Annotated in this window: 20 protein-coding genes; 6 read left to right on the top strand and 14 right to left on the bottom strand. The window is 64.7% G+C overall.

Features of this window, described 5'->3' with window-relative positions:
• Positions 1–53 precede the first annotated feature (53 nt).
• The 6 genes from BcanWU425_RS09975 to BcanWU425_RS09950 form a co-directional block, all read right to left on the bottom strand.
• Entirely contained in the window at positions 54–743 is a 690-nt protein-coding gene (locus tag BcanWU425_RS09975) for a response regulator transcription factor (RefSeq protein ID WP_018454047.1), read from the bottom strand.
• Positions 740–3,463 carry a sensor histidine kinase gene (locus tag BcanWU425_RS09970; RefSeq protein ID WP_085361509.1) on the bottom strand — a complete coding sequence of 908 codons (2,724 nt, stop codon included), beginning with the start codon at positions 3,461–3,463 and terminating at the stop codon, positions 740–742. The genes BcanWU425_RS09975 and BcanWU425_RS09970 overlap by 4 nt, the downstream gene beginning before the upstream one ends.
• Before the next feature lie 37 nt (positions 3,464–3,500).
• On the bottom strand, positions 3,501–4,103 hold the full coding sequence (locus BcanWU425_RS09965) for a K(+)-transporting ATPase subunit C (protein ID WP_018454045.1): 603 nt from the start codon (positions 4,101–4,103) through the stop codon (positions 3,501–3,503).
• A gap of 110 nt (positions 4,104–4,213) precedes the next feature.
• Positions 4,214–6,328: a potassium-transporting ATPase subunit KdpB gene (kdpB, locus tag BcanWU425_RS09960; protein WP_085395701.1), complete on the bottom strand. Its 2,115-nt coding sequence runs from the start codon at positions 6,326–6,328 to the stop codon at positions 4,214–4,216.
• A gap of 49 nt (positions 6,329–6,377) precedes the next feature.
• Positions 6,378–8,081 (bottom strand): potassium-transporting ATPase subunit KdpA, encoded by a 1,704-nt coding sequence (gene kdpA / locus BcanWU425_RS09955; protein ID WP_085395702.1) that lies wholly within the window; start codon positions 8,079–8,081, stop codon positions 6,378–6,380.
• A 31-nt stretch (positions 8,082–8,112) separates the two neighbouring features.
• The gene (locus BcanWU425_RS09950; RefSeq protein WP_018454042.1) at positions 8,113–8,202 is read right to left on the bottom strand and encodes a K(+)-transporting ATPase subunit F; all 90 of its coding nucleotides are present in this window, start codon (positions 8,200–8,202) and stop codon (positions 8,113–8,115) included.
• Between the two features lie 486 nt (positions 8,203–8,688).
• On the opposite strand from BcanWU425_RS09950, the gene BcanWU425_RS09945 reads away from it, so the two are divergent.
• The 3 genes from BcanWU425_RS09945 to BcanWU425_RS09935 all read left to right on the top strand — a co-directional run bounded on the left by BcanWU425_RS09945 (position 8,689) and on the right by BcanWU425_RS09935 (position 11,630).
• Positions 8,689–9,159 carry a hypothetical protein gene (locus BcanWU425_RS09945; RefSeq protein WP_204512134.1) on the top strand — a complete coding sequence of 157 codons (471 nt, stop codon included), beginning with the start codon at positions 8,689–8,691 and terminating at the stop codon, positions 9,157–9,159.
• Positions 9,160–9,373: 214 nt separating this feature from the next.
• A complete protein-coding gene (gene upp, locus BcanWU425_RS09940) occupies positions 9,374–10,009 on the top strand; it encodes a uracil phosphoribosyltransferase (RefSeq protein ID WP_085395704.1) in 636 nt (211 codons plus the stop codon).
• A 34-nt stretch (positions 10,010–10,043) separates the two neighbouring features.
• Complete coding sequence (locus BcanWU425_RS09935) at positions 10,044–11,630, top strand: AMP-binding protein (RefSeq protein WP_085395705.1); 1,587 nt, start codon at positions 10,044–10,046, stop codon at positions 11,628–11,630.
• Positions 11,631–11,699: 69 nt separating this feature from the next.
• On the opposite strand, the gene BcanWU425_RS09930 is transcribed toward BcanWU425_RS09935, so the two are convergent.
• Positions 11,700–12,866: an acyl-CoA dehydrogenase family protein gene (locus BcanWU425_RS09930; protein WP_204512135.1), complete on the bottom strand. Its 1,167-nt coding sequence runs from the start codon at positions 12,864–12,866 to the stop codon at positions 11,700–11,702.
• 230 nt (positions 12,867–13,096) lie between these two features.
• On the opposite strand from BcanWU425_RS09930, the gene BcanWU425_RS09925 reads away from it, so the two are divergent.
• Both BcanWU425_RS09925 and BcanWU425_RS09920 read left to right on the top strand, forming a co-directional pair.
• A complete protein-coding gene (locus tag BcanWU425_RS09925; RefSeq protein ID WP_026232656.1) occupies positions 13,097–13,549 on the top strand; it encodes a MaoC family dehydratase in 453 nt (150 codons plus the stop codon).
• Positions 13,549–14,400 carry an HpcH/HpaI aldolase/citrate lyase family protein gene (locus BcanWU425_RS09920; protein ID WP_204512136.1) on the top strand — a complete coding sequence of 284 codons (852 nt, stop codon included), beginning with the start codon at positions 13,549–13,551 and terminating at the stop codon, positions 14,398–14,400. Before BcanWU425_RS09925 ends, BcanWU425_RS09920 begins: the two co-directional genes overlap by 1 nt.
• Before the next feature lie 187 nt (positions 14,401–14,587).
• On the opposite strand, the gene BcanWU425_RS09915 is transcribed toward BcanWU425_RS09920, so the two are convergent.
• On the bottom strand, positions 14,588–15,385 hold the full coding sequence (locus BcanWU425_RS09915; RefSeq protein WP_085361511.1) for a fumarylacetoacetate hydrolase family protein: 798 nt from the start codon (positions 15,383–15,385) through the stop codon (positions 14,588–14,590).
• A 190-nt stretch (positions 15,386–15,575) separates the two neighbouring features.
• On the opposite strand from BcanWU425_RS09915, the gene BcanWU425_RS09910 reads away from it, so the two are divergent.
• On the top strand, positions 15,576–16,475 hold the full coding sequence (locus BcanWU425_RS09910; RefSeq protein ID WP_018454035.1) for a LysR substrate-binding domain-containing protein: 900 nt from the start codon (positions 15,576–15,578) through the stop codon (positions 16,473–16,475).
• Between the two features lie 105 nt (positions 16,476–16,580).
• Here BcanWU425_RS09910 and BcanWU425_RS09905 read toward each other — a convergent pair whose 3' ends face one another.
• From BcanWU425_RS09905 to BcanWU425_RS09880, 6 genes are all read right to left on the bottom strand, one after another.
• Positions 16,581–17,693, bottom strand: coding sequence for a trypsin-like peptidase domain-containing protein (locus tag BcanWU425_RS09905; RefSeq protein ID WP_018454034.1), 1,113 nt, complete (start codon positions 17,691–17,693; stop codon positions 16,581–16,583).
• A 40-nt stretch (positions 17,694–17,733) separates the two neighbouring features.
• On the bottom strand, positions 17,734–18,174 hold the full coding sequence (locus tag BcanWU425_RS09900; RefSeq protein ID WP_231190404.1) for a hypothetical protein: 441 nt from the start codon (positions 18,172–18,174) through the stop codon (positions 17,734–17,736).
• Between the two features lie 133 nt (positions 18,175–18,307).
• Positions 18,308–18,769, bottom strand: coding sequence for an Hsp20 family protein (locus tag BcanWU425_RS09895; RefSeq protein WP_018454031.1), 462 nt, complete (start codon positions 18,767–18,769; stop codon positions 18,308–18,310).
• A 241-nt stretch (positions 18,770–19,010) separates the two neighbouring features.
• Positions 19,011–20,501 (bottom strand): amidase, encoded by a 1,491-nt coding sequence (locus BcanWU425_RS09890; protein WP_204512137.1) that lies wholly within the window; start codon positions 20,499–20,501, stop codon positions 19,011–19,013.
• 17 nt (positions 20,502–20,518) lie between these two features.
• Positions 20,519–21,316 (bottom strand): FAD binding domain-containing protein, encoded by a 798-nt coding sequence (locus BcanWU425_RS09885; RefSeq protein WP_204512138.1) that lies wholly within the window; start codon positions 21,314–21,316, stop codon positions 20,519–20,521.
• A gap of 11 nt (positions 21,317–21,327) precedes the next feature.
• Complete coding sequence (locus tag BcanWU425_RS09880; protein ID WP_204512139.1) at positions 21,328–23,715, bottom strand: xanthine dehydrogenase family protein molybdopterin-binding subunit; 2,388 nt, start codon at positions 23,713–23,715, stop codon at positions 21,328–21,330.
• Positions 23,716–23,717: the final 2 nt, after the last annotated feature.

Raw genomic sequence — 23,717 nt, 5'->3', positions numbered from 1 at the left:
CCTTCATCCTTCGAGACGCGCGTTCCGCGCTCCTCAGGATGAGGGATGCAGCGTCAATCCCCCGCCTTCAGCCGATAGCCGATCCCCGTCTCCGTCAGCACATGTTGCGGCCGTTCCGGATCCGCTTCGATCTTTTGCCGGAGCTGGCGGACATAGACGCGGAGATATTGCGCGTCGGTCAGCTCGTCCCATAACTCCCTCAGCAGGAAGCGGTGGGTGAGCACCTTGCCGGCGTGCTGCACCAGCACACGCAGGAGGTCATATTCCTTCGGCGACAGTTTGACGTCGCGCTCGCCGACCCTGACGACCCGGCGCACCAGATCGACCGAGAGATCGCCGGCACGAAACACCGGCCGTTCGCCCTGGATCTGAAGCTGGTGGCGCAGCGCGGCGCGCAGGCGCGCCAGCAGCTCGTCCATGCCGAACGGCTTCGTCAGGTAATCGTCGGCACCCAGATCCAGCGCCTGCACCTTGCCGGCCTCATCGCCACGGCTCGACAGCACCACGATCGGCACAGCTTCGTTGCGGGCGCGGATGGTACGCAACAGCTCATGGCCCTGGATGTCGGGCAGGCCGAGATCGAGGATGATCAGCGCGGGATCCTCGCTGAGCTTCTCCAGCGCGGTCTTGCCGTTCGACGCCTCCAGGATCTCATAGCCTTGCGTCGAGAGCCCCATCCGCAGCAATTTGCGGATCGGCGGCTCGTCGTCGATGACCAGCACTTTGATCGGGGCGGCGCTCATGCGGCGGTATCCAATGCACGGGTCCGGGCGGGAATGGGCAGACGGATGGTCAGAACCGCGCCGCTCCGGTCGCTGCGATTCGCCGCCGAGATCGTGCCACGCATCGCCTCGACGAAGCCGCGGGAGATGGCGAGCCCGAGCCCGGTGCCGGGACGGACATGGTCGCCCTTCTGCACGCGATAAAACTTGTCGAACACCCTCTCGAGCTCCTCAGACGGAATGCCGTCGCCCTCGTCGGCAATCTGGAGCACCACATGATCGCTGTCGCGCCGGCTGCGGATCGAGACCGTCGCGTGGGGCTGCGAATATTTGGCGGCGTTGTCGAGCAGGTTGAACAGCACCTGCTCGAACAGCACCGCATCGAGCTGGAGCATAGGAAGGTCTGCGGCCAACTCCAGCTCCACCTTGTGGGCGGTGAGGATCTTGGCTGCCCGCCGGAGCGCGCTGCCGACGATCTCTCCGAGATCGTGCAACGCAGCGTTGGGCACGATGGCGCCGGATTCGAGCTTGGTCATGTCGAGCAGATTGGCGATGAAGCGGTTGAGCCGTTCGGATTCGTCGATGACCGTCGCGAGCAGGTCGCGATTCTCGGTGTCGGAGAGCGCGCTGGCGAGATCGCGCATGGTCGAGGCCGCACCCAGCACGGATGCGAGCGGCGTCTTCAGGTCGTGTGAAATCGAGGTCAACAATGCGGAACGCAGCCGCTCGGATTCGACGGAGCGCTTGACGCGATCGACGTCCTCGACCAGCAGCACGCGTTCGATCGCCAGCGCGCCCTGGTCGACCAGCGCGTCGAGCAGCCGGCGCTGGTCCGGCGTCAGCAAGGGACCGGTGCGGTCGTTGTCGATTCCGATGACCCCGATCGGGCCGCGCCCGGTGCGCATCGGCAGGAATAGCCGTTTTGCACCAGGCAGCGTGTCCGAGCCGCGGCCTGCAGGCCGGTCATTGCTCCAGGCCCAGTTGGCGGCCGCAAGGTCGGCCTGATCGAGATCGTCCTCGGGCGGATAGCCCGACTTCACCGTGAGCAGCCCTTCGTCCGGCAACAGCAGCACCACGCGGACTTTCAGCATCAGCGCGATCTGGTAGGCGGTCGCCCACAGCACGTCGTCGAGCGTGCCGGTGCCGGCGAGCTTGCGGCTGAAAGCATAGAGCTGCTCGGTGGTCCGGATGCGGCCGATCGCAGCATCAGCCTGGGTGCGGACCCGCCCCGCCACATTCGACACCACGAACGCAATCAGCATGAAGAAAAAGAACGCCGCGACATTGGTCGGATCGGTAATGGTGAAGGTATAGACCGGCGGCAGGAAGAAGAAATTGTAGGCGAGGGACGCCGCGACACTCGCAAGCAACGACGGCCACAATCCGTAGCGCACGGCAACCGTCACCACGGCGGTCAGAAACATCAGGTCGACGTTCTCAATGCCGAAATACGGCTTGATCGCCACGGCGGCAGCGAGGCCAAGCGCGGTGATCCCGACCGCCTTCAGATAGGGCCGCCCATCGAACGGGTCCGATCGCGTTGCGGTCTGTACCGCCGTCTTCGGCGGCGGCTCGTTCGTGAATTCGTCGCCAGGGATGACATGCACGCTGATGTTACCGGCGCGGCGCACCAGATCGTGCACGACGGAGCCGCGCGTCATCTCGAACCAGAGCGAGCGCGTGGACTTTCCGATCACGATCTGGGTGACGTTGTTGCCCTGCGCGAAGTTGACCACGTCGTCGGCGAGGCGGCGGCCGACGCCCGGAATCGTCAGTGCCTCGCCGCCGAGCGATTCCGCGAGCCGCAGCGTATCGGCGAGCCGGTCGCGCTCCTCATCGGACATTTGCAGGGACCGCCGCGTCTCGATCGACACCGCGATAAACGGCGCGTGCAGCCGGTCGGCCAGCCGCTTGGTGTAACGCACGAGGCTGGCCGCGCGCGGATCTTCGCTGATGCAGACGAGGATGCGCTCGCCTGCGGCCCAGGGACCGGCGATCGCGTTCGCCTGCATGTGGCTGAGTAGCTGCTCGTCGACCCGTTCGGCCGTGCGCCGCAGCGCGAGTTCACGCAGCGCGGTCAGGTTGCCCGGCGAGAAATAATGCTCCAGCGCCCGCTCGGCCTGCCTGGGGACATAGACCTTGCCTTCCTTCAGGCGCTGGATCAGGTCGTCGGGCGTGAGGTCGATCAGCTCGATGGCGTCTGCGCGGTCGAACACCGAATCCGGCACGGTCTCGCGCACCCGCACATGGGTGATCTGCGCGACAACGTCGTTCAGGCTCTCGATGTGCTGGATATTGACGGCGGTGTAGACGTCGATGCCGTGGGACAGCAGCTCCTCGACATCGAGATGGCGTTTTGGATGGCGACAAAGGGGAGCATTGGTGTGGGCGAGCTCGTCGACCAGCGCGATTTTCGGGCGGCGCGCGATCACGGCGTCGAGATCCATTTCTTCGACAATCTGGCCGCGGTAGTCGAGCTTCTTGCGCGGGATCACTTCCAGCCCACGCACCAGCGCCTCTGTCTCGGCCCGGCCATGGGTCTCGACGAAGCCGACCACGAGGTCGATGCCGGCCTTGCGCTTGGCGTGGGCGCTTTGCAGCATCTCGTAGGTCTTGCCGACGCCGGGAGCGGCGCCGACGAAGATTTTCAGCTTGCCGCTCACGCCCTCCTCCCGGCGCGCGGCCTCCAGCAGCGCCTCGGGCGAAGGACGTTGTTCGGGATCGCGGCGCTCTCGGACCATCAGATCAATATAATCATCCGCGCGGACCTAGCCTAGACTACTTCGTGGCACGATCGAGCGCGAGATTCAGAGTCAGCACGTTGACCCGGGGCTCGCCGATCAGGCCGAGCAGGCGGCCCTGGGTGTTGGAAGCCACCAGTTGCTTGACCTGATCCTCCGGCACGTTTCGCGCCTTCGCGACGCGCGGCACCTGGAATTGCGCCGCTTCCGGCGAGATATCCGGATCGAGGCCACTGGCTGAGGTCGTCACGAGGTCGACCGGCACGGCGGCATTCGGATTCTCGCCCCTGAGCTTGTCCACGTCTTCCTGCAGCCGGTCGGCCAGCGCCTTGCTGGTCGGGCCGAGATTTGAGCCACCCGAATTCGCGGCGTTGTAGGGCGCCGGTACCGTCTTGGTCGAATCGTTCGGATTCGGCGCCACCGTCGCCGAGGGACGGCCGTGGAAATATTTGTCGTCCTTGAACTCCTGCCCGATCAGGGCGGAGCCGACCACCTTGCCGTCGCGCTCGATCAGGCTGCCCTGCGCCTGCGCGGGGAAGATCGCGCCGGCAATAGCGGTCATCGCGAGCGGATAGGCTAAGCCAGTGATGGCGGTGAGCACCAGCAGCAGGACGATGGCGGGGCGGATTTCTCTGAGCATGTGTTTCTCCTATTTCTTTCGTCATTGCGAGGGGCGAAGCGACGAAGCAATCCAGTCTCTCAGCCGCGGCAAGAATTCTGGATTGCTTCGCTTCGCTCGCAATGACGGGGTTAGGCCAAATGCAAAGCGGTCACCACGAGGTCGATCGCCTTGATGCCGATGAAGGGAATGACGATTCCGCCGAGGCCGTAGATCAGCAGGTTGCGCCGGAGCAGTGCGCCGGCCCCGACCGCGCGATAGGCGACGCCCTTCAGCGCCAGCGGGATCAGCGCGATGATAACAAGCGCGTTGAAGATGATCGCCGACAGGATGGCGCTCTGCGGGCTCGACAGATTCATGATGTTGAGCACATTGAGCTGGGGGTAGAACGCCAGGAACATCGCCGGGATTATCGCGAAATATTTCGCGGCGTCGTTGGCGATCGAGAATGTAGTCAGCGCGCCGCGCGTCATCAGGAGCTGCTTGCCGATCTCGACCACCTCGATCAGCTTGGTCGGATTGGAGTCGAGGTCGACCATGTTGCCGGCCTCGCGAGCCGCCTGGGTGCCCGTGTTCATGGCGACACCGACATCTGCCTGCGCGAGCGCCGGCGCATCGTTGGTGCCGTCGCCGCACATCGCCACCAACTTACCCTTGGCCTGCTCGTCGCGGATCAGCTTGAGCTTGTCCTCGGGAGTTGCCTGCGCCAGGAAGTCGTCGACGCCGGCCTCCGCTGCAATCGCGGCGGCCGTCATGGGATTGTCGCCGGTAATCATGACGGTGCGGATGCCCATGCGTCGCAGCTCGGCAAAGCGCTCGCGGATGCCGCCCTTGACGATGTCCTTGAGCTGGATGACGCCGAGCAGCTTGCCGTCCTTGGCGACCGCCAGCGGCGTGCCGCCGGCCTTCGATATCTCGTCGGCAATGGTCTGGATCTCGCGGCCGATGTCCGAGAGCCCGGCGGGCTGGATGGAACGAGCCGTGTTGCCGGAGGCGACCACCAGCGGCGCACCGCCACCGACATAGTTGAGGATCGCATCGACCGCGCCCTTGCGCACCGACGAGCCGCCGGCATCGACGCCGCTCATGCGGGTCAGCGCCGTGAACGGGATGAAGGTGGCTCCCAACTCGGCCATGTCGCGGCCACGGATACTGTATTTTTCCTTGGCCAGCACCACGATCGAACGGCCCTCCGGGGTCTCGTCGGCGAGCGAGGCGAGCTGGGCCGCGTCCGCGAGCTCCTGCTCGGTGACCCCGCGCACCGGGCGAAAGGAGGTCGCCTGGCGGTTGCCGAGCGTGATCGTTCCGGTCTTGTCGAGCAGCAACGTGTCGACGTCTCCGGCGGCCTCGACCGCACGGCCGGACATCGCCAGCACGTTGAAGCGGACCAGACGGTCCATGCCGGCGATGCCGATCGCCGACAGCAGTGCGCCGATCGTGGTCGGGATCAGCGTCACGAACAGCGCAACCAGCACAACCACCGAGATCGAGCCGCCGGCATAGGCCGCGTAGCTCGGGATGGTGACGGTGGCGAACACGAAGATGATGGTGAGGCCCGCCAGCAGGATGTTGAGCGCGATCTCGTTCGGAGTCTTCGCCCGCTCGGCGCCCTCGACCAGCTTGATCATACGGTCGATGAAGGTCGAGCCCTGCGCTGCCGTGATCCGCACGCGAAACCAGTCGGACAGCACCTGGGTGCCGCCGGTCACCGCCGAACGGTCGCCACCGGATTCGCGGATCACGGGTGCGGACTCGCCGGTGATGGCGGCCTCGTTGACGGACGCGACGCCCTCGATCACCTCGCCATCGGAGGGAATGGTATCGCCGGCCTCGACCAGCACGATGTCGCCGACCTTGAGGCTGGTGCCGGGCACCAACTTGAAGGTGCGGTCAGAGCCGGTCAGTAGCTTGGCCTGGCTCTCGGTGCGGGTCTTGCGCAGCGATTCCGCCTGCGCCTTGCCGCGGCCTTCTGCTACCGCTTCGGCGAAGTTGGCAAACAGCACCGTGAACCAGAGCCAGACGATGATCTGGAAGGTGAAGCCGAGATTCTCACCGGCGGTGAGGAGATCGCGCAGGAAGATCACAGTGGTGAGCGCGGCCACGATCTCGACCACAAACATCACCGGATTCTTGATCATCAAGCGCGGATCGAGCTTGATGAAGGACGCGCGGATCGCAGGCACGACGATCTTGGGATCGAGCATCGCCGAGACGGACGCGCGTTTTTGCAGTTTCGTGGTATCCATGGAGGTCACTCCAAACAATCAGAAGGCGGTCGATCAGAACACTAGTCGTTCAGAACACTTGGCCGGCGTTCATCGCGAGATGCTCGACGATGGGGCCGAGGGCGACGGCCGGGAAGAAGGTGAGGCCGCCGATGATCAGGATCACGCCGACGACGAGGCCGACGAACAGCCCGCCCGTGGTCGGGAGGGTGCCCGCGGACGGCGGGATCGATTTCTTGGCGGCCAGCGAACCCGCGATCGCCATCGCCGGGATGATCATGAAGAAGCGGCCGACGAACATCGCGCTTGCGAGCGCGAGATTGTAGAAGAAGGTGTTGCCGGTGAGGCCCGCGAATGCCGAGCCGTTGTTGCCGGTCGCCGAGGTGAAGGCATAGAGCACCTCGGTGAAGCCATGCGGCCCGGCATTCGCCATCGAGGCGACCGCCGCCGGATAGACCACGCCGACCGCGGTCCATCCCAGATACATCAGCGGCAGCACCAGGATCGCGAGCATCGCCATCTTCACCTCGCGCGCCTCGATCTTCTTGCCGACATACTCCGGCGTGCGGCCGACCATCAGGCCTGCCACGAAGATCGCGAGCACGACGAACAGCAGCATGCCATAAAGGCCGGCGCCGACGCCGCCGACGATGATTTCGCCGAGCTGCATATTGATCAGGGGAATCATGCCGCCGAGCGCCGTGAAGCTGTCATGCATGGCGTTGACCGCGCCACAGGAGGCGGCCGTCGTGATCACGGCGAACAGGGAGGACGCGATGATGCCGAAGCGAACCTCCTTGCCTTCCATGTTGCCGCCGGTCAGGCCGAGCGCGTGCAGGGTCGAAGTACCGTTGGCCTCCGCCCAATAGGTGATGGCGACACCGGCGACGAACAGCACACCCATCACGGACAGGATCGCCCAGCCCTGGCGCTGGTTGCCGACCATGCGGCCGAACACGTTGGTCAGCGCCGCACCCAGAACGAAGATCGACAGCAACTGCACGAAGTTCGACAGCGCGGTTGGATTTTCGAACGGATGCGCCGCATTGGCGTTGAAGAAGCCGCCGCCATTGGTGCCGAGCATCTTGATCGCGACCTGGGAGGCGACCGGGCCGACCGCGATGGTTTGCTTGGCACCCTCGAGCGTGGTGGCCTCGACATAGTCACCGAGCGTCTGCGGGATGCCCTGCCAGACCAGGAACAGCGTATAGACAATACAGATTGGCAACAGCACATAGAGGCTGCAGCGGGTGACGTCGACCCAAAAATTTCCGACGGTGCGCGCCGACGCGCGCGAGAAGCCGCGGATCAGGGCGACCGCCAGCGCGATGCCGGTTGCCGCCGACAAGAAGTTCTGGTGCGTCAAGCCGAGCATCTGCACGAGATAGGACAGCGTGCTCTCTCCACCGTAATTCTGCCAGTTGGTGTTGGTGATGAAGGAGATCGCGGTGTTGAAGGAGAGATCCGCGGCGACAGCGCTTTGGCCGGCCGGATTGAACGGCAGGACGGCCTGCAACCGCATCACGCCGTAGATGATGAGGAAGCCGCCGACATGGAACAACAGCATGGCGACCGTATAGGTCAGCCAATGCTGCTCGCGCTTCTCGTCGACGCCGGAGAACCGGTAGATGCCGGCCTCGATCGGACGCAGCACCGGAGACAGGAAGGTCCGCTCGCCGTTGAACACGCGCATCATGTACCAGCCGAGCGGTTTTGTGAGCGCGACGGTAATGACGCAAAAGAGAATGATCTGGAGCCAACCGATCATAGTCATGATATCAACCCTTCAGGCTTCGTGAGCACGGTCAGAACCGCTCGGGCCGCAGCAGCGCGTAAGTGAGGTAGAACAGGAGGCCGAGCGAAACGGCGCCGGCGAGCGAATAATCGAAGATCATGGCCGCTCCTTCAAAGCCGTTCGCAGGCGTAGGTGTAGCCAATCGCAAGGGCGAAGAAGCCGAAGCCCAGCGCCAGCATCAGAATGTCCATCATGGAGATACTCCTCGTTGCGCCATTGATTTGGACGCAACCGTTTCTCGGGAGACCCGGTCGGCGCGTGAAAGGAAATGCCAGTGCATTTCCACCGGCCCACCGGGACTTTTGCCGTGCTGAAGTGCCATCCCAGGCATAGGTTTTCGAGACGAGGGCCGTGGCGAAGTTATAGGAATCTCATAAAAGGCCGAGGCTGGCCTGGTCGGACAACGCTCGCGAGGCACATCACATCGTCGTCCCGGCGAAGGCGGAGAATGGCGCGCGACCGCCCCCATCCCGCACTTATGAAATCCCTATATCTCCCGCCCCGCCCCCATCTCGTTTTCAAATGCCGTTTTGGCCATCTTGGAGAGCCCGGCCGACTGACCGACGCCACCTCCAGGAGGCCTGACATGACCACCGCCGCTCTCCGACACTACGATCCACCGTCACTTGGCAACCGCTTGCGCAATGCGCAGGTGATGACGCAACCGTTGATGCTCGAGATCATCGACAAGGCGTGTCGGCACTTCCCTTCGCTCGGACAGATCGAGCCCACTGCGCGCGTCACGCGCCTGATCGAAGCAGAAGCCTGGGCCGATGCCGCGCTGGCACTGATGGAGCTGGAGCTGCCGCTCTGGCAAGTCCGCCGCATCGCCTATGACGAGGGTGAATGGCACTGCGCTCTCTCGCGCGAGCGCGAGTTGCCGGACTGGCTCGACGCCGCGGTCGAGGCGCGCCACGCCGATCTCGCGCTCGCGCTGCTGTCGGCTTTCATAGAGGTCGAGGCATTGACCCTGGAAGTTTCGCGTCCGAGCGTTCCCACTGTTCGTCCCGCGCCTGACCCGCTCTACGAGCCGGTCGGCAGCGAAAATTTCGGCTAGTGGGCGCGGTCCTGACACTCGTCATCACACTCGTGGCGCGCGGGCTCGGAGCATAAACCGTCACGCCCATCGACCGCGAATTGACCATGGCTGCCTACGGGGCGAGCAACCGGCTCCGCAGCGCGGTCGCGACGCCCGGCTGAAGGCACGTCTCCCGCACCAAAAACACTCGGCCGATCTGGCGCAGTTTCACGGAACCGTGTAGATCGGTTTCATGAGCATCAGCAAGGTCAACGTGGTCGCCCATCCCCTGGTCCAGCACAAGCTCTCCCTGATGCGGGAGAAGGACCGCTCGACCAAGAGCTTTCGCGAAATCCTGAACGAGATCGGGATGCTGCTCGGCTACGAGGTGACGCGCGACCTGCCGCTGGAGCTGGTCGAGATCGAGACGCCGATTGCGCCGATGCGGGCGCCCAAGATCGCCGGCAAGAAGCTCACGCTGGCGCCGATCCTGCGCGCCGGCGTCGGCTTCCTCGACGGCATGCTGGCGTTGATGCCCTCGGCGCGCATCGCTCATATCGGGCTCTACCGCGATCCTGATACGTTGCAGGCCGTGGAGTATTATTTCAAGGCGCCGCAGGACCTGTCGGACCGCACCGTGATCCTGATGGATCCGATGCTGGCGACCGGCAACTCGGCCTGCGCCGGCGCCTCGCTGCTGAAGGCGCGCGGCGCCCGCGACATCCGCTTCGTCTGCCTTCTGGCCGCGCCTGAAGGTATCGCGCAGTTCCAGAGCGAGCATCCGGACGTGCCGGTCTGGACCGCCGCGATCGACGAGCGGCTCAACGACCACGGCTACATCGTGCCGGGGTTGGGCGACGCCGGCGACCGGATGTTCGGCACCAAGTAGACAGGTTCGCGCGATCGGGTTAGTCCGGTTGCAAATGAGCGCCAACGAATTTTCGCTGCAATCGCTGATCCGGGCCGAGGCCGCCGCCGATCCCGCCTTCGTGTTCGACGGCACGCCGGTCTCGCGCGCGGAGTTCTCGGAAAAGATCCAGCAGACCGCCGCCTGGCTTGCCGCGCAGGGTATCGGCAAGGGTGACGTCGTTGCGGTCTGGCTGGTCAACCGGATCGAATGGATCGCACTGCTGTTCGCCGCCGCCCGGCGTGGGGCAATCGTCGCCGCCGTCAATACACGCTACCGCAGCGCGGAGGTCGCGCATCTCCTGAAGCTGTCCGGCGCCCGTGTGATGGTGATCGAAGCCGCGTTCCGCTCGATCGACTTTGCCGCTATTCTCGCCGACGTGGCCAAGGACGAGGTGCCCGCGCTGCGAGAACTCGCGGTGGTCGGCGCGGATGAGATTCCCGCCCAATGGCCATGCGTACGCTTCGACGCCTTCGACAAGCCTTATCCGCCGGCTACGCCGGAGGAGGAGGACGTCGATCTGCCTCTGCTGCTCTACACGACGTCGGGCACCACCAAGGGACCGAAGCTTGTCGCGCATTCACAGCGAACATTGGCCACGCACGCCGCCGCCGTTGCCAAGGCGCTCAAACTCTCGCCGCAGCGCCATGCGCTGCTGGCGATGCTGCCGTTCTGCGGCACTTTTGGCATGACGAGCCTGCTCGGCTTCGTCGCAGCGGGCGCGGCCGTCCATGCGCTCGACGCCTTCGAGGCCGCGCCGGCGCTGAAGATTCTCCGCAAGTGCGGGATCACGCACGCCTTTGGTTCCGACGAGATGTTCCGCCGCATCCTCGCCCTCACCGACGCGCCGCATCCATTTCCGCATGTCGAGGCATGCGGCTTTGCCGCGTTCCAGCCCGGCTGGCGCGAGCTTGCGGCGGAGGCCGAAGCGCGCGGCATGCCGTTGCACGGCCTCTATGGTTCGAGCGAGGTGCAGGCGCTGTTCTCGATCGCACGCTCGAGTGATGGCTTCGCCGATCGCATCGAGGGCGGCGGCTGGCCGATGTCGCCGGAGGCCAAGGTCCGGGTGCGCGACACCGAGACCGGCGAACTCGCCCCTCGCGGCGTCTCCGGCGAGATCGAGATCCGTGCGCCGTCACTCTTTCTCGGCTACTACAACAATCCCGACGCGACGCGCGACGCCTTCACCGCGGACGGCTTCTTCCGCACCGGCGATATCGGCCAGCTGCGCGGCGACGGCTCCTTCGTCTACGAAACCCGCGCGGGCGACGCCATGCGGCTCGGCGGCTTCCTGGTTGCGCCCGGCGAGATCGAGGACGAACTCAAATCGTGCGCTGGCGTGGCCGACGCCCAGGTCGTCGCGGTCGATCTGAAGGGAAACGCACGCTGCGTTGCCTTCGTGATCCCCGCTCGGGAAACCCACCACGAGCCGCCGCGGCAGGACGCGCTGATCGCGCGCCTGCGCGAGCGGCTCGCCGGCTACAAGGTCCCGGCGCGGATCTACGTCGTGGAGGCCTTCCCCGTCACCGACAGCGCGAACGGCGTCAAGATCCAGCGCGCCCGGCTTCGGGCCATGGCGATGGACCGGATCGCGGCCGAATAGCTCTGCCGTAGCGCGTCACGGTGATCGGGCGCGAATATCGCGGCGCCCGGCAATGGTACGTGTTCGAGCTTAGTATGACTTGGCCAGTCCAAGCACCTTTTCCGCGATGAAGCTCAGCGCAAGCTGCGGGCTGACCGGCGCGATGCGCGGAATCAGAACTTCACGCAAGTAACGCTCGACGTGAAACTCCTTGGCATAGCCAAAACCGCCATGGGTCATCACCGCCTGCTCGCAGGCGTGATATCCGGCCTCACCCGCAATGTATTTCGCGGCATTGGCGGCGCCACCGCAAGGCATGCCCTTGTCGTATTGCCAGGCCGCCGACATCACCATCAACCAGGCCGCCTCGAGCTCGACCCAGTTTACAGCCAGCGGATGCTGAATGCCCTGGTTCTTGCCGATCGGCCGGTTGAACACCACGCGGGTCTTGGCGTATTCGGTCGCGCGCGACAGCGCGAGCTTGCCGAGGCCGACGGCTTCCGCGGCGATGAGAATGCGCTCGGGGTTCATGCCTTCGAGGATGTACTGGAAGCCTTTGCCCTCTTCGCCGATGCGATCCTCCATCGGGATTTCAAAGTCCTCGAAGAACAGCTCGTTGGAATCGACGACCTTGCGGCCCATCTTCTCGATCTCGTGGACCTTGATCCTGTTGCGGTCGAAGTCCGTATAGAACAGGCTCAGCCCATGCGTCGGCGAGCGCACGTCCTCCAGCGGCGTGGTGCGCGCCAGCAGCAGGATCTTGTGCGCGACCTGCGCGGTGGAGATCCACACCTTCTGGCCGTTGACGATATAGCGGTCGTTCTTGGCCACCGCTCGGGTCTTGAGCTGTGTGGTGTTGAGGCCGGTGTTGGGCTCGGTCACGGCAAAGCACGCCTTCTCGCGGCCCTCGACCATCGGCGGCAGCATGCGCTTGCGCTGTTCCTCGGTGCCGAACACGACCACGGGATTGAGACCGAACACGTTGATGTGCACCGCGGAGGCGCCGGACATGCCGGCGCCGGATTCCGCGATGGCGCGCATCATAATCGCGGCTTCGGTGATGCCGAGGCCGGAGCCGCCATATTCCTCCGGCACGCAGATGCCGAGCCAGCCGGCCTCCGCCATGGCCTTGTGAAAGTCGTGCGGGAAGCCGCCGTCGTGGTCCTTCTTCAGCCAATAGGCGTCGGGAAAGTCTTCGCAAACCTTTGCGACGGCGTCGCGAATGGCTTCCTGCTGAGCGGTGAGCGCGAAATCCATATTCTTGATCTCCTTCTTGGGAGAAGCGAACGCGCAATCTCCCCCTCGTCGCGTTCCCCACGCGAAGGCCGTGGCGGATTGGTGCGCCCGAACGTGCCTTCGCTTGCGTTCTTTAACTTGAAAAGCAGGGTACAGATACGTGAATTTCCCTATCAACTGTGTGTAGCATGCATAGGGTCATGCGGCGCGAGGATGCGAGCGCGCCGTTATTTCGCAGGGAGGAAACCGCGATGGCCGGACTTTATTTCGAGGAGTTTTCGGTGGGCCAGGAGTTCAGGCATCCCCTGACGCGGACCGTCACGGAGATGGACAACACCCTGTTCAGCCTGCTGACGCTCAATCCGCAGCCGCTGCACATCGACGCACATTTTTCGGCCCAGACCGAGTTCGGCCAGCGCATTTTCAACAGCCTTTACACCCTCGGCATCATGATCGGCATGACGGTCTATGATACGACCATGGGGACCACCGTTGCCAATCTCGGCATGACGGACGTCACTTTTCCGAAACCGGTCTTCCATGGCGATACGCTGCGGGCGACGACAAAGGTGCTTTCGTTGCGGGAATCCAAATCGCGCCCCAAGGCGGGCATCGTCGAGTTCGAGCACCACGCTCTCAACCAGAACGACGAGATCGTCGGCAAATGCCGCCGCATGGCGATGATGCACAAGAGGCCGGTCTGATGCGTTCGATGCTGTTCGTGCCGGGCGACTCCCCGCGCAAATTCGAGAAGGCCAGCCAAGGCAACGCCGACGCGCTGATCATCGATCTCGAAGATTCCGTCGTCACCGACAAGAAGCCGGAGGCGCGCGGGTTGACGCTGACGATGCTGAAGGGCCGCAACAAGCCCCACCAGCTCTATGTCCGCGTCAACGCGCTCGACACCGGCATGACGCTCGCCGACCTTGCCGCGGTGATTCCGGGCCAGCCCGACGGCATCGTGCTGCCGAAATCGCAGGGCGGCGACGACGTGCGACAGGTCGCGACCTGGCTGGAAGCTTTGGAAGCTGCGGCTGGTATCGCCATTGGCTCAACACGCATCGTCTGCGTCGCGACCGAAACCGCAGCTTCGATCTTCGGGCTCGGCAGCTACAAGGGCTGCTCTCCTCGCCTCGCGGGCCTGATGTGGGGCGCGGAAGATCTCTCGGCCTCGCTCGGCGCGACTGAGAAAGCGGCGGGCGGCGTGTTCCACAGCCCTTATCGTCTGGCCCGCGATCTCTGCCTGATGGCGGCCGCCGCGGCCGAGGTCGCGCCGATCGACACCGTCTATACCGACATCGACAATCTCACCGGACTCGAACAGGAAACGCGCGCGGCGCGGCGTGACGGTTTTTCGGCGAAAGCGCTGATCCATCCCAAGCACGTCGACGTGGTCAACGCGGCGTTCGAGCCGACCGAAGCCGAGCGCAATTGGGCCGAGAAGGTGATCGCGGCGTTCGCGAGCAATCCGAACTCCGGCACGCTGCGCCTCGACGGCCAGATGATCGACAAGCCGCATCTTCGCGCCGCAAAGAAGATCCTCGGCCAGAGTTAGATCAGGACGCCGCGCTGCGACAGATGGGATCGAAGCCACTCTCAGCGTCGTCGTGGCCGGGCTTGTCCCGGCCATCCAGGGCTTCCACGCAACCGGCACCCAAAACGTGGATGCCCGGGACAAGCCCGGGCATGACGAAGCGAAAACGTCCGGCCCCTCACTTTCCGCAGGCGGGGAGAGGGGAGCGTTAGACGATCTTGATCGACATATCCGGCAAGCCGTCGAGCTTGCACAACAGCACGTCGCCCTTCACGACCGGGCCGACATTCTCCGGCGTGCCGGAATAGATGATGTCGCCGGCCTTCAGCTCGAACGCTTCCGACAGTTTTGCGATCTGCTCGGCCACGCTCCAGATCATCTTGCTGAGATCCGAGCTCTGCTTCACCGTCCCGTTGATCGCCAGCGAGATGGCGCCCTTGTCGAAATGCCCGGTCTTGCTGGCCGGGTGGATCGGACCGATCACCGCGGCGTGGTCAAAGCTCTTGCCGATCTCCCACGGCTTCTTCTCCGCGGCCATGCCGTTCTGGAGATCGCGCCGGGTCATGTCGAGGCCGAGCGCATAACCATAGACATGGTCGAGCGCCTTCTCGGCCGGGATGTTGCTGCCGCCGGATTTCAACGCGGCGACCAGCTCGACCTCGTGGTGATAGTTCTTGGTCAGCGACGGATAGGGATGATCGGCGACCTCGCCCACAGCGACGTTCTGGATCGCGTCGGTCGGCTTCTGGAAGAAGAACGGCGGCTCGCGGTTCGGGTCCGAGCCGCGCTCGATCGCGTGCGCCGCATAGTTGCGCCCGATGCAGTAGATGCGGCGGACCTGGAACACCTGGGTTTCGCCGACGATCGGGATGGTGACCATCGGCACCGGAAAGATCGGCTTCGGCCCTGCCTGCGCCGCGGCCGGGGCAACTTCCGCGATTGAGGCAGCACTTGCTGCCGCGGCAATTGCGAGCAGCTCCCGTCGCGTTGCTGATGTCTCTTTCATGGCTTGTGCTCCCTTTTTATGTTCGTTGGGCGCATCATGCGCGCCGAGCCGCCTGATAATCAATATTCGGTATGCCAGCAATGCTGGACCGGCAGGTCGTCTACAGGCCGGCTGCAGCCGAGCCTTCCGAACCCGCTCCCTTTCGCCCTAGCATGGAACTTGCATAAATTCTGGGCGACATGGACGCCGCATGAACCTCATCAGCCTCGATATCCGCATGCTCCGGTCGCTGATCTCCGTGGTCGAGACCGGCAGCATCACCGAGACCGCGCGGCGGCTGGGCCGCACTCAGCCGGCGATCACTCTGCAATTGCAGCGGCTGGAGGAGCTCACCGGCAAGCAATTGTTCGAGCATGTCGGGCGCCGGCTCACGCTGAGCGAGGACGGCACCACGGTTCTCACCTACGCCAAATCCATCCTGAGGTTGCATGACGAATTGATTTCGCAGCTGGCGTCACAGGAGATCGAGGGTCAGGTCGTGCTCGGCACGCCCGACCTCTATGCCGCCTTCATGCTGCCGCAGATCCTCAGCGTGTTCCGAAAATCATTCCCGCGCGTCCAGGTCGAGCTCAATTGCGCGCTCTCGACGCCGCTGGTGGGCCTCGTCAAGCGCGGCGATGTCGACATCGCGCTCGTCACCCGCATGAACGATTTTACGGGCGGCCAGGTGGTACGGCGCGAGCAACTGGTCTGGATGACCGGCGAGCAGTCCTCCGCGCACCAGGAACGGCCTATCCCGCTGGCGTTGCTGCCGCCCGGCAACATCTATCGCGACTACGCAATCGACACGCTGGAACGTGCGAATTTGCGCTGGCGCATCGCCTGCGTCAGCGAAAGCGTCGGCGGCCTCCAGGCGGCGGCCTTCGCCGGCATGGCCGTGACCGTACTCGGCCGCAGCGCCCTGGTGCCGGCGATGCGCGAGATCGGCCCGAACGAGGGCCTGCCGCCGCTGCCGAAGATCGAGCTGCTGCTTTACAAGTCGAGCGGCGCGACCTCGAAGGCGGCGACCGCCTTGCACGACTATCTCGCGCACTATCTGCGCCTCGACGAGGAGCTCAGCGGCCGCGGCGAGCCGATCGAGCTGGGATAAAGCCATCCCGGCGTTCGCGCAGCGGTCGCCCCAAACTGCGTCCCGGGTCCACGATCGCAGACGAAGAACGACCGGCTTGCTGCGGTAATATCTTCTTTGATTGGCCTAGCGAACGAGGCGGTTGCTTCCTGCATTGGCATTGCGCGGCTCGGTTGCTGGAGCCACTCGGACGAGGACCGTGAGCGGTGTGCCGTTGCGCAGCAGAGCGAGCTTCACCTCGTCGCCGACCCGCGCAAGACCAATGGTATTGCGCAGCTGCGCGGCGGTGCGGATCGGGCGGCCCTCCGCCGTGGTGACAATGTCGCCCTTGTGCAGGCCAGCCTTCTCGGCCGGCGAATCCGCGGCAACTTCGGCGATGAGCGCGCCTTCGGTGCGTCCCTTGTTGACGGACGGGTGGAGGTCCTTCAGCGAAATGCCGATGCGACCGCGCTCGACCCTGCCGGTGGCGATGATCTGCTCCATCACCTTGCGCGCCATGTTGACGGGAATGGCAAAGCCAATACCGACATTGCCGCCAGCGGGCGAGATGATGGCCGAATTTATGCCGACCAGTTCGCCCTGCAGGCTGACCAGCGCGCCGCCGGAATTGCCGGGATTGATAGCGGCGTCGGTCTGAATGAAGTCTTCATAACCCTGCTTGCCGAGGCCGGTTCGGCCTAGGGCGCTGACGAGGCCCGACGTCACCGTCTGGCCGAGGCCGAAGGGATTGCCGATCGCGAGCACGAAGTCCCCGACTTCCAGTGCGTCGCTGTCACCGAGGGGAAGCGCCTTCAGTCCGGTCGGATTCTGGATCTGGAGCACGGCGACGTCCGTCGGCGAGTCGCGGCCGACGACCTTTGCGGAAAACTGCCGGCCGTCCTTGGTCGTGATCTGGAGGGCGGAGGTGCCTTCGACCACGTGGTTGTTGGTCAGCACGTAGCCGCTCCGGGCATCGACGATCACGCCGGAGCCGGTCGCGCTGACTTCCTTCTCGATCTGCCTCGGAACGTCGAAGAATTCGCGGAACAGCGGGTCACGATAGAGCGGATTGTCCTCGCGTACCCGGCCGTGCACCGAGATGTTGACCACCGCCGGCGTCACCTGCCGAACCAGAGGCGCCAAAGTCGGCACCGAGCCGCCCGGCTTCAGATCGGGGATCTGGCCTGCGGCGGGATGTGACGCCGTCAGTATCAGCACCAGCAACGCAAGCGAGAACGAACGCATTGCAATCGTCTTCATGACCTGTCGCATCGTCTGAGATTGAAATCAGAGAGCCGCTTCACGTTTGTCTGGCGGCACGTCGAGCCAGCCTTGCAAGGCTAAAAATGGAATGGCCCAGGCCGCGGAGACCTGGCCGACCAGCACCAGAGCAAGAACGGCCTGCGTGAGCATCACGCGCCTCGCCGTTCTGCGGCGGCCCAAGGCGCCGCAGGCGCATCGGGACGCCGCCGCGCGGCGGGTCGTCGTCATTGTCGCCGTCGAGCCGGCGCAGGGCCGCGAGAATATCGGCGAGCCGAATCGTATGGTTCATGCCGGGAATTTCACGAAAAGCGGGACAGCATTCGACCGCGTACATGTCGGACGCCCATGACGACAGGATGATCCGCTTCTCCGGCGTGGAGAGCTCCTTTGCATTCAGGACATCCGCGGGCGAACCGTAGTGAACCGCGGGATGAAACAGCGGGTTGAGATTTCCGGAATTCGTATTCACGTTTGTCATCGGTTGGGCCTCCCCTGACGCTCCTTTCGAAGGGATGGATGTGCTGATGATCGAATGGCCGTTCTCTCATGCATGTGGGAGCGCGGCGCGCATATCTGAGCGCCGCGTTCCACCATTCCCCTCGATCGAGCGCTTAGGCTGCTTTCTTCTGCTCGATCTGAGTTGCAGGAGAGGCCGCGCCCGCGATCTGGATCCGGCGCGGCTTCATCGCTTCCGGAACCTCACGGACGAGGTCGATGATCAAGAGGCCGTCCTGGAAGGACGCCTGCTTCACCTGGACATAATCGGCCAGGTTGAACACGCGCCGGAACGGCCGTGCGGCGATACCCTGGTACAGATATTCGCCCGTCGCGCCTTCGGGCTTCTTGCCCTCGACGGTCAGCGCATTCTGTTCGGCCGTCACCGTGATATCGTTGACGCCAAAGCCCGCCACAGCGAGGCTGATCCGGTAGTGATCTTCGCCGGAGCGTTCGATGTTATAGGGGGGATAGTTGTCTTCGCTCGCCTGGCGCAGCGCGCTGTCGACGAGACCGGCCAGATGATCGAAGCCGACGGTGGAGCGCCACAGGGGCGCGAAGTCAAACGTGGTCCTCATAACCAAGTCCTCCAAAGAGCAAGATGGATACGAAGGAGCGCAGGACAGGGTTTTAGACGGGTCCAAAGACACCGGCCCGGCGCCCGCTCCGGGCCCCTCGCGGGCACCCGGCACACCGCTCTCGCGGCGAAAATGACTTAGAAGAACGCAAGTCGACTTCAAGAGGGCCCCTCGAAAAATTTTTTGGGGCGCAGAGGCCAACCGGGAGGACGCGGCCGGCCGGTTCCAGGCCGGGTTCGGCTCACGCCTTCGCGCGGGCACGGTCCGGTTCGCGCAACGTCAGCTGTGGCCAGAACGCCGCCCATGGCTGGGCCGCTTCGAACGCAGCGGCGATGCGGAAGATCATGGGCTCGTCGAGCCAGGGAGCGACGATCTGCAAGCCGATCGGCAGCCCATCGCGATCGAAGCCGCAGGGCAGCGTCGCGGCCGGGAGGCCGGCGAGATTGATCGGCCAGGTGAAGGGCGACCAGCCGAGATGCGGATCGACCTTGCCGCCGTCGATCGTGTCGACGCCGAGGCGGCCGGCCTCGAACGCGGTCACCGCGACGGTCGGCGTCACCAGCGCATCGACTCGCTCGAACAGCTTCAGGAAGCTGCTGCGAGCCTGGGCGCGGCGATACCCTGCTTCGATATAGTCCGTGCCGCTGTAGCGCCTGCCGGCACTGATGACGTCAAGATAATCTGCTTCGGAGCTGGCGAGATCGGCCGTGGTCTTGCTCGAGACCGCGCCCGCCTGTTCGGTAAAGGCGATCGGCTTCAGCGTGTGCTCCAGGATCCCGGGATCGAGGCCCGGACCATCCATGGTGACCTGCGCGCCGCAGGCATCGAGAATGGCCAGCCCCTTCCCGAACGCCGCGCGCACATCGGGGCTGACCGCGGCGTAGCCGAGATCGACGCTGGCGCCGATGCGAATGCCGTTCAACGGCGCGGCCTTCGTATCGAACCGACGCGCCGCCACCGGCAGGCTTGCGGGATCGCGCAGATCGTAAGCAGCGATGATCTCCAGCGTCAACGCGGCATCCGCGACCGTGCGCGTAATCGGCCCGGTATGCGCGAGCGAGCCCCAGGACGGTGGCGAGAAGCCGGGCGAACGGGGCACCAGGCCAAAGGTCGGCTTCAGGCCAAACACACCGCAGAAGGACGAGGGCACGCGGATCGAGCCGACCCCATCGGTTCCGATCGCGATCGGACCGCAGCCGGCGGCAACGCCCGCCGCCGCGCCGCCGCTCGATCCGCCACTGGTGCGACCCGGGTTCCAGGGATTGCGCGTGGTGCCGGTGACCGGGCTGTCCGCCGTCAACTTGTAACCGGACTCGCAGGTCGTGGTCTTGCAGGTGACGATCGCACCCGCTTCCTTCAGCGCTGAGACAACCGCCGCGTCGACATCGGGCACGAACGCCTTGTTCATCGGTGAGCCGCCATAGGCCGGCACGCCCGCGACAAAGACCAGGTCCTTGATCGTGACGGGGACACCGGCGAGCGCTCCCTTGGTCTCGCCGGCGCGCATCTCCCTGGTGAGACGGTCGGCCTCCGCCCTCGCCTGCCCGTACATCGGCGTCACCACCGCGTTGCAGGCCTCGTTCGTCGCCTCCAGTGCGGCAATGGTGTCGTCGACGACATCGCGCGGAGTGAACGCCTTGCGCCGGTAGCCGGCCAGGATCTCGGTTGCGGAAAGCGAGCCAAGGCCAGTCGGCACCGGCGGGAAGGCCGTTCGGCCGGAACCATCAGTCATCATCAACCCTAAAAGAGCTAGCTGAGCGCCGCGTCGACGGCGCGCTTGGCCATGACCGTGACGAGATGTGCACGGTAGTCGGCTTCGGCGTGGATATCGGAGGTGAGACCGTCGGTGTCGATCCTGATCGCCGCGATCGCGGACGGATCGAAATTTCGCGACAGTGCTTCTTCCATCGGGGGAACGCGGAATACGCCGGAGCCCGCGCCGGTCACGGCGACGCGAACACCATCGGCGAATTTCGCGACGAACACGCCGACCAGCGCATAGCGCGACGCCGGCGCCTTGAACTTGGCGTAGCCCGCCCTGAGCGGCACGGGAAAGCGGATCGCCGTGATGATCTCGCCAGGTTCAAGCGCGGTCTCGAACAGACCACGGAAGAACCCGTCGGCCGCGATCTCGCGCGTGCTGGTGACGACGGTCGCGCCCAATCCGAGCACACCTGCCGGATAATCGGCCGACGGATCGTTGTTCGCGACGGAGCCACCGATAGTGCCGCGGATGCGTACGGCGGGATCGCCGATCATCGAGGCTAGCGCGGCGAGACCCGGGATCTTCGTCTGCACCAGCTTCGAGGCTGCTACCATGGCATGTGGCGTCATTGCACCGATGGTGATGGTGCCGCCGTCGTTGGTGATGCCCTTCAGATCTCCGAGCCTCGACAGGTCGACTAGGGCTGGCGGACTGGCGAGCCGCTGCTTCAGCGTCGGGATCAGCGTCATGCCGCCGGCGAGGAGCTTGCTGTCTTCGATCGAGGTCAGCAGTTTGGCAGCGTCGGGAATCCGGTCCGGCTGGTGATAGGCAAACGGCTTCATTGTCATCCTCCCTATTCCGCAGCGACCGGCAGCGACGCGTTCTGCAGCAGGCGCCAGATCCGGTTCGGCGTTGCCGGCATGTCGACATGGGTGACGCCGAGATGCGACAGCGCATCGACCACCGCGTTGATGACGGCGGCCGGCGAACCGATGGTGCCGACCTCGCCGCAGCCCTTCACGCCCATCGGCGTGTGCGTACACAGCGTCGAATGGGTCGCGATGTTCATCATCGGCATGTGGTCGGCGCGCGGCATGCAATAGTCCATCAGCGAGCCCGATAGCAGCTGGCCCGAGCCCTCGTCATAGACCGCGTTCTCGTACAGCGCCTGACCGACGCCCTGCACGATGCCGCCGTGCAACTGGCCCTCCACGATCATCGGGTTGATGACAGTGCCGACGTCGTCCACCGCGGTGTAATTGACCAGCGTCACCGTGCCGGTCTCCGGGTCGATCTCGACCTCGGCAATGTGGCAGCCGCCGGGATAGGTGAAGTTGACGGGATCATAATAAGCCTGCTCTTCGAGCCCCGGCTCCAGCACTTCGAGCGGATAGTCGTGCGGCACGTAGGCGGCGCCCGCGATCTCCTCGAACGTCCTCATGCGGTCGGTGCCCGCGACCGAGAATTTTCCGGCCTCGAACTGGATATCCACTTCGGCCGCTTCAAGCAGATGCGCCGCGATCTTCTTGCCTTTCGCAACCACCTTGTCCGTCGCCTTCGACAGCGCCGCGCCGCCGACCACCAGCGATCGCGAGCCATAGGTACCCATGCCAAACTGCACGCGATCGGTATCGCCGAACACGATGTCGACATTGTCAAAAGCGACGCCGAGTTTTTCCGAGACGATCTGCGCGAACGTCGTCTCGTGGCCCTGGCCGTGATTATGCGTGCCGATCATCACCGTGACCTGGCCGGTCGGATGCACCCGCACCGTGGCACTCTCATAAAGCCCGCCACGCGCGCCCAATTGTCCCGCGAAGCGCGACGGCGCGAGGCCGCAGGCCTCGACATAGGTCGAGTAGCCGAGCCCGCGGAATTTGCCCCTGCGCGCCGACTCCGCCTTGCGGATACCGAAATTCTTGACGTCGGCCGCGACAAGAGCGCCGTCGAGACACCCCATCGGATCGCCGGAATCGTACTGCACCAGCACCGGCGTCTGGTACGGATAAGCCTCCTTTGGGATCATGTTGCGTCGGCGGATCTCGACGCGGTCGATGCCCATCTCGCTGGCTGCGACGTCGACGATGCGCTCCAGCACGAAAGTCGCCTCGGGCCGGCCTGCGCCGCGATAGGCGTCGACCGGAACGGTGTTGGTGAACACCACCTTCACGTTGCAGTAGATTGCCGGCGTGGTGTAGACGCCACCGAGCAACGGTCCGTAGAGATTGGTCGGGATGTTCGGTCCGAAGGTCGAGAGATAGCCGCCCATATTGGCGAGCGTGTTGACACGGAAGGCCAGAAACTTTCCGGTCTCGTCCAGTGCGAGTTCGGCCTCGGTGACGTGATCGCGGCCGTGGCGATCGGAGACGTAGCCTTCCGACCGGCTCGCGACCCATTTGATCGGCCGCATCACGCGCTTGGCGGCCCAGGTAATCACGGCCTCTTCGCCGTAGTGGAACTGCTTGACGCCAAAGCCGCCGCCGACATCGGGCGCGACCACGCGCAGCTTGTGCTGCGGAATGTTCAGCACCAGCGCGCCCATCAGGAAGCGCACGACATGCGGGAACTGGCTGGTGGTCCAAAGCGTGAAGCGATCCGTGCCGGGCTCGTATTCGGCGATCGCCGCGCGCGGCTCCATCGGGTTGCCGATCAGCCGGTTGTTGACGAGGCTGAGCTTTGCGACATGGGCCGCCTTCCGGAAGGCGGTCTCGACCGCGGCCTTGTCGCCGAGCTCCCAATCGCAACAGATGTTGTTCGGAACGTCGTCGAACAGTTGCGGCGCGCCGGGCCGCACGGCTTCGAGCACGCCGACCACCGAGGGCAGCACCTCGTAATCGACTGTCAGCAGCTCGGCTGCCGCGCCGGCCTGCGCCGGCGTCTCCGCGACGACGAAGGCCACCATGTCGCCGACGAAGCGCACCTTGCCCTGCGCCAGCATCGGGAACGGCGGCTCCTTCATCGGCACGCCCTTGGCATCCGAGATACCCCAGCCGCAGGGCAGCGAGCCCAGCTTGTCGGCGGCGGCATCCTCGCCGGTCAGCACCGCGATGACGCCGGGCGATGCCAGGGCCGCACTCTTGTCGATGCCGCGCAGGATCGCGTGTCCGTGCGGCGAGCGCACGAACACACCCGCCGTCATGCCCGGACGCTTGATGTCGGAGACGTAACTGCCGCGTCCGGTGAGGAAGCGCTGGTCCTCTTTCCGTTTAGGTGAAGCGCCGATCCCGATCACATGGCCCATGG

This window comes from Bradyrhizobium sp. WU425 (genome assembly GCF_021052305.1).
In the GTDB taxonomy this organism is placed as follows: Bacteria; Pseudomonadota; Alphaproteobacteria; order Rhizobiales; family Xanthobacteraceae; genus Bradyrhizobium; species Bradyrhizobium canariense_D.
Note: the sequence above shows the minus strand (reverse complement) of the source record. Positions and strands in the feature narration are given on the sequence as shown.

Bases quoted from the DNA above. Each gene is read 5' to 3' on its own strand.
- BcanWU425_RS09975 (WP_018454047.1), bottom strand. From the start codon at position 743: ATGAGCGCCGCCCCGATCAAAGTGCTGGTCATCGACGACGAGCCGCCG.
- BcanWU425_RS09950 (WP_018454042.1), bottom strand. From the start codon at position 8,202: ATGATCTTCGATTATTCGCTCGCCGGCGCCGTTTCGCTCGGCCTCCTG.
- BcanWU425_RS09920 (WP_204512136.1), top strand. From the start codon at position 13,549: ATGCGTTCGATGCTGTTCGTGCCGGGCGACTCCCCGCGCAAATTCGAG.
- BcanWU425_RS09900 (WP_231190404.1), bottom strand. From the start codon at position 18,174: ATGACAAACGTGAATACGAATTCCGGAAATCTCAACCCGCTGTTTCAT.
- BcanWU425_RS09895 (WP_018454031.1), bottom strand. From the start codon at position 18,769: ATGAGGACCACGTTTGACTTCGCGCCCCTGTGGCGCTCCACCGTCGGC.
- BcanWU425_RS09915 (WP_085361511.1), bottom strand. From the start codon at position 15,385: ATGAAAGAGACATCAGCAACGCGACGGGAGCTGCTCGCAATTGCCGCG.
- upp (WP_085395704.1), top strand. From the start codon at position 9,374: ATGAGCATCAGCAAGGTCAACGTGGTCGCCCATCCCCTGGTCCAGCAC.
- BcanWU425_RS09890 (WP_204512137.1), bottom strand. From the start codon at position 20,501: ATGACTGATGGTTCCGGCCGAACGGCCTTCCCGCCGGTGCCGACTGGC.
- BcanWU425_RS09965 (WP_018454045.1), bottom strand. From the start codon at position 4,103: ATGCTCAGAGAAATCCGCCCCGCCATCGTCCTGCTGCTGGTGCTCACC.
- kdpB (WP_085395701.1), bottom strand. From the start codon at position 6,328: ATGGATACCACGAAACTGCAAAAACGCGCGTCCGTCTCGGCGATGCTC.
- BcanWU425_RS09905 (WP_018454034.1), bottom strand. From the start codon at position 17,693: ATGAAGACGATTGCAATGCGTTCGTTCTCGCTTGCGTTGCTGGTGCTG.
- BcanWU425_RS09925 (WP_026232656.1), top strand. From the start codon at position 13,097: ATGGCCGGACTTTATTTCGAGGAGTTTTCGGTGGGCCAGGAGTTCAGG.
- BcanWU425_RS09910 (WP_018454035.1), top strand. From the start codon at position 15,576: ATGAACCTCATCAGCCTCGATATCCGCATGCTCCGGTCGCTGATCTCC.
- BcanWU425_RS09880 (WP_204512139.1), bottom strand. From the start codon at position 23,715: ATGGGCCATGTGATCGGGATCGGCGCTTCACCTAAACGGAAAGAGGAC.
- BcanWU425_RS09935 (WP_085395705.1), top strand. From the start codon at position 10,044: ATGAGCGCCAACGAATTTTCGCTGCAATCGCTGATCCGGGCCGAGGCC.
- BcanWU425_RS09885 (WP_204512138.1), bottom strand. From the start codon at position 21,316: ATGAAGCCGTTTGCCTATCACCAGCCGGACCGGATTCCCGACGCTGCC.
- kdpA (WP_085395702.1), bottom strand. From the start codon at position 8,081: ATGACTATGATCGGTTGGCTCCAGATCATTCTCTTTTGCGTCATTACC.
- BcanWU425_RS09930 (WP_204512135.1), bottom strand. From the start codon at position 12,866: ATGGATTTCGCGCTCACCGCTCAGCAGGAAGCCATTCGCGACGCCGTC.
- BcanWU425_RS09970 (WP_085361509.1), bottom strand. From the start codon at position 3,463: ATGGTCCGAGAGCGCCGCGATCCCGAACAACGTCCTTCGCCCGAGGCG.
- BcanWU425_RS09945 (WP_204512134.1), top strand. From the start codon at position 8,689: ATGACCACCGCCGCTCTCCGACACTACGATCCACCGTCACTTGGCAAC.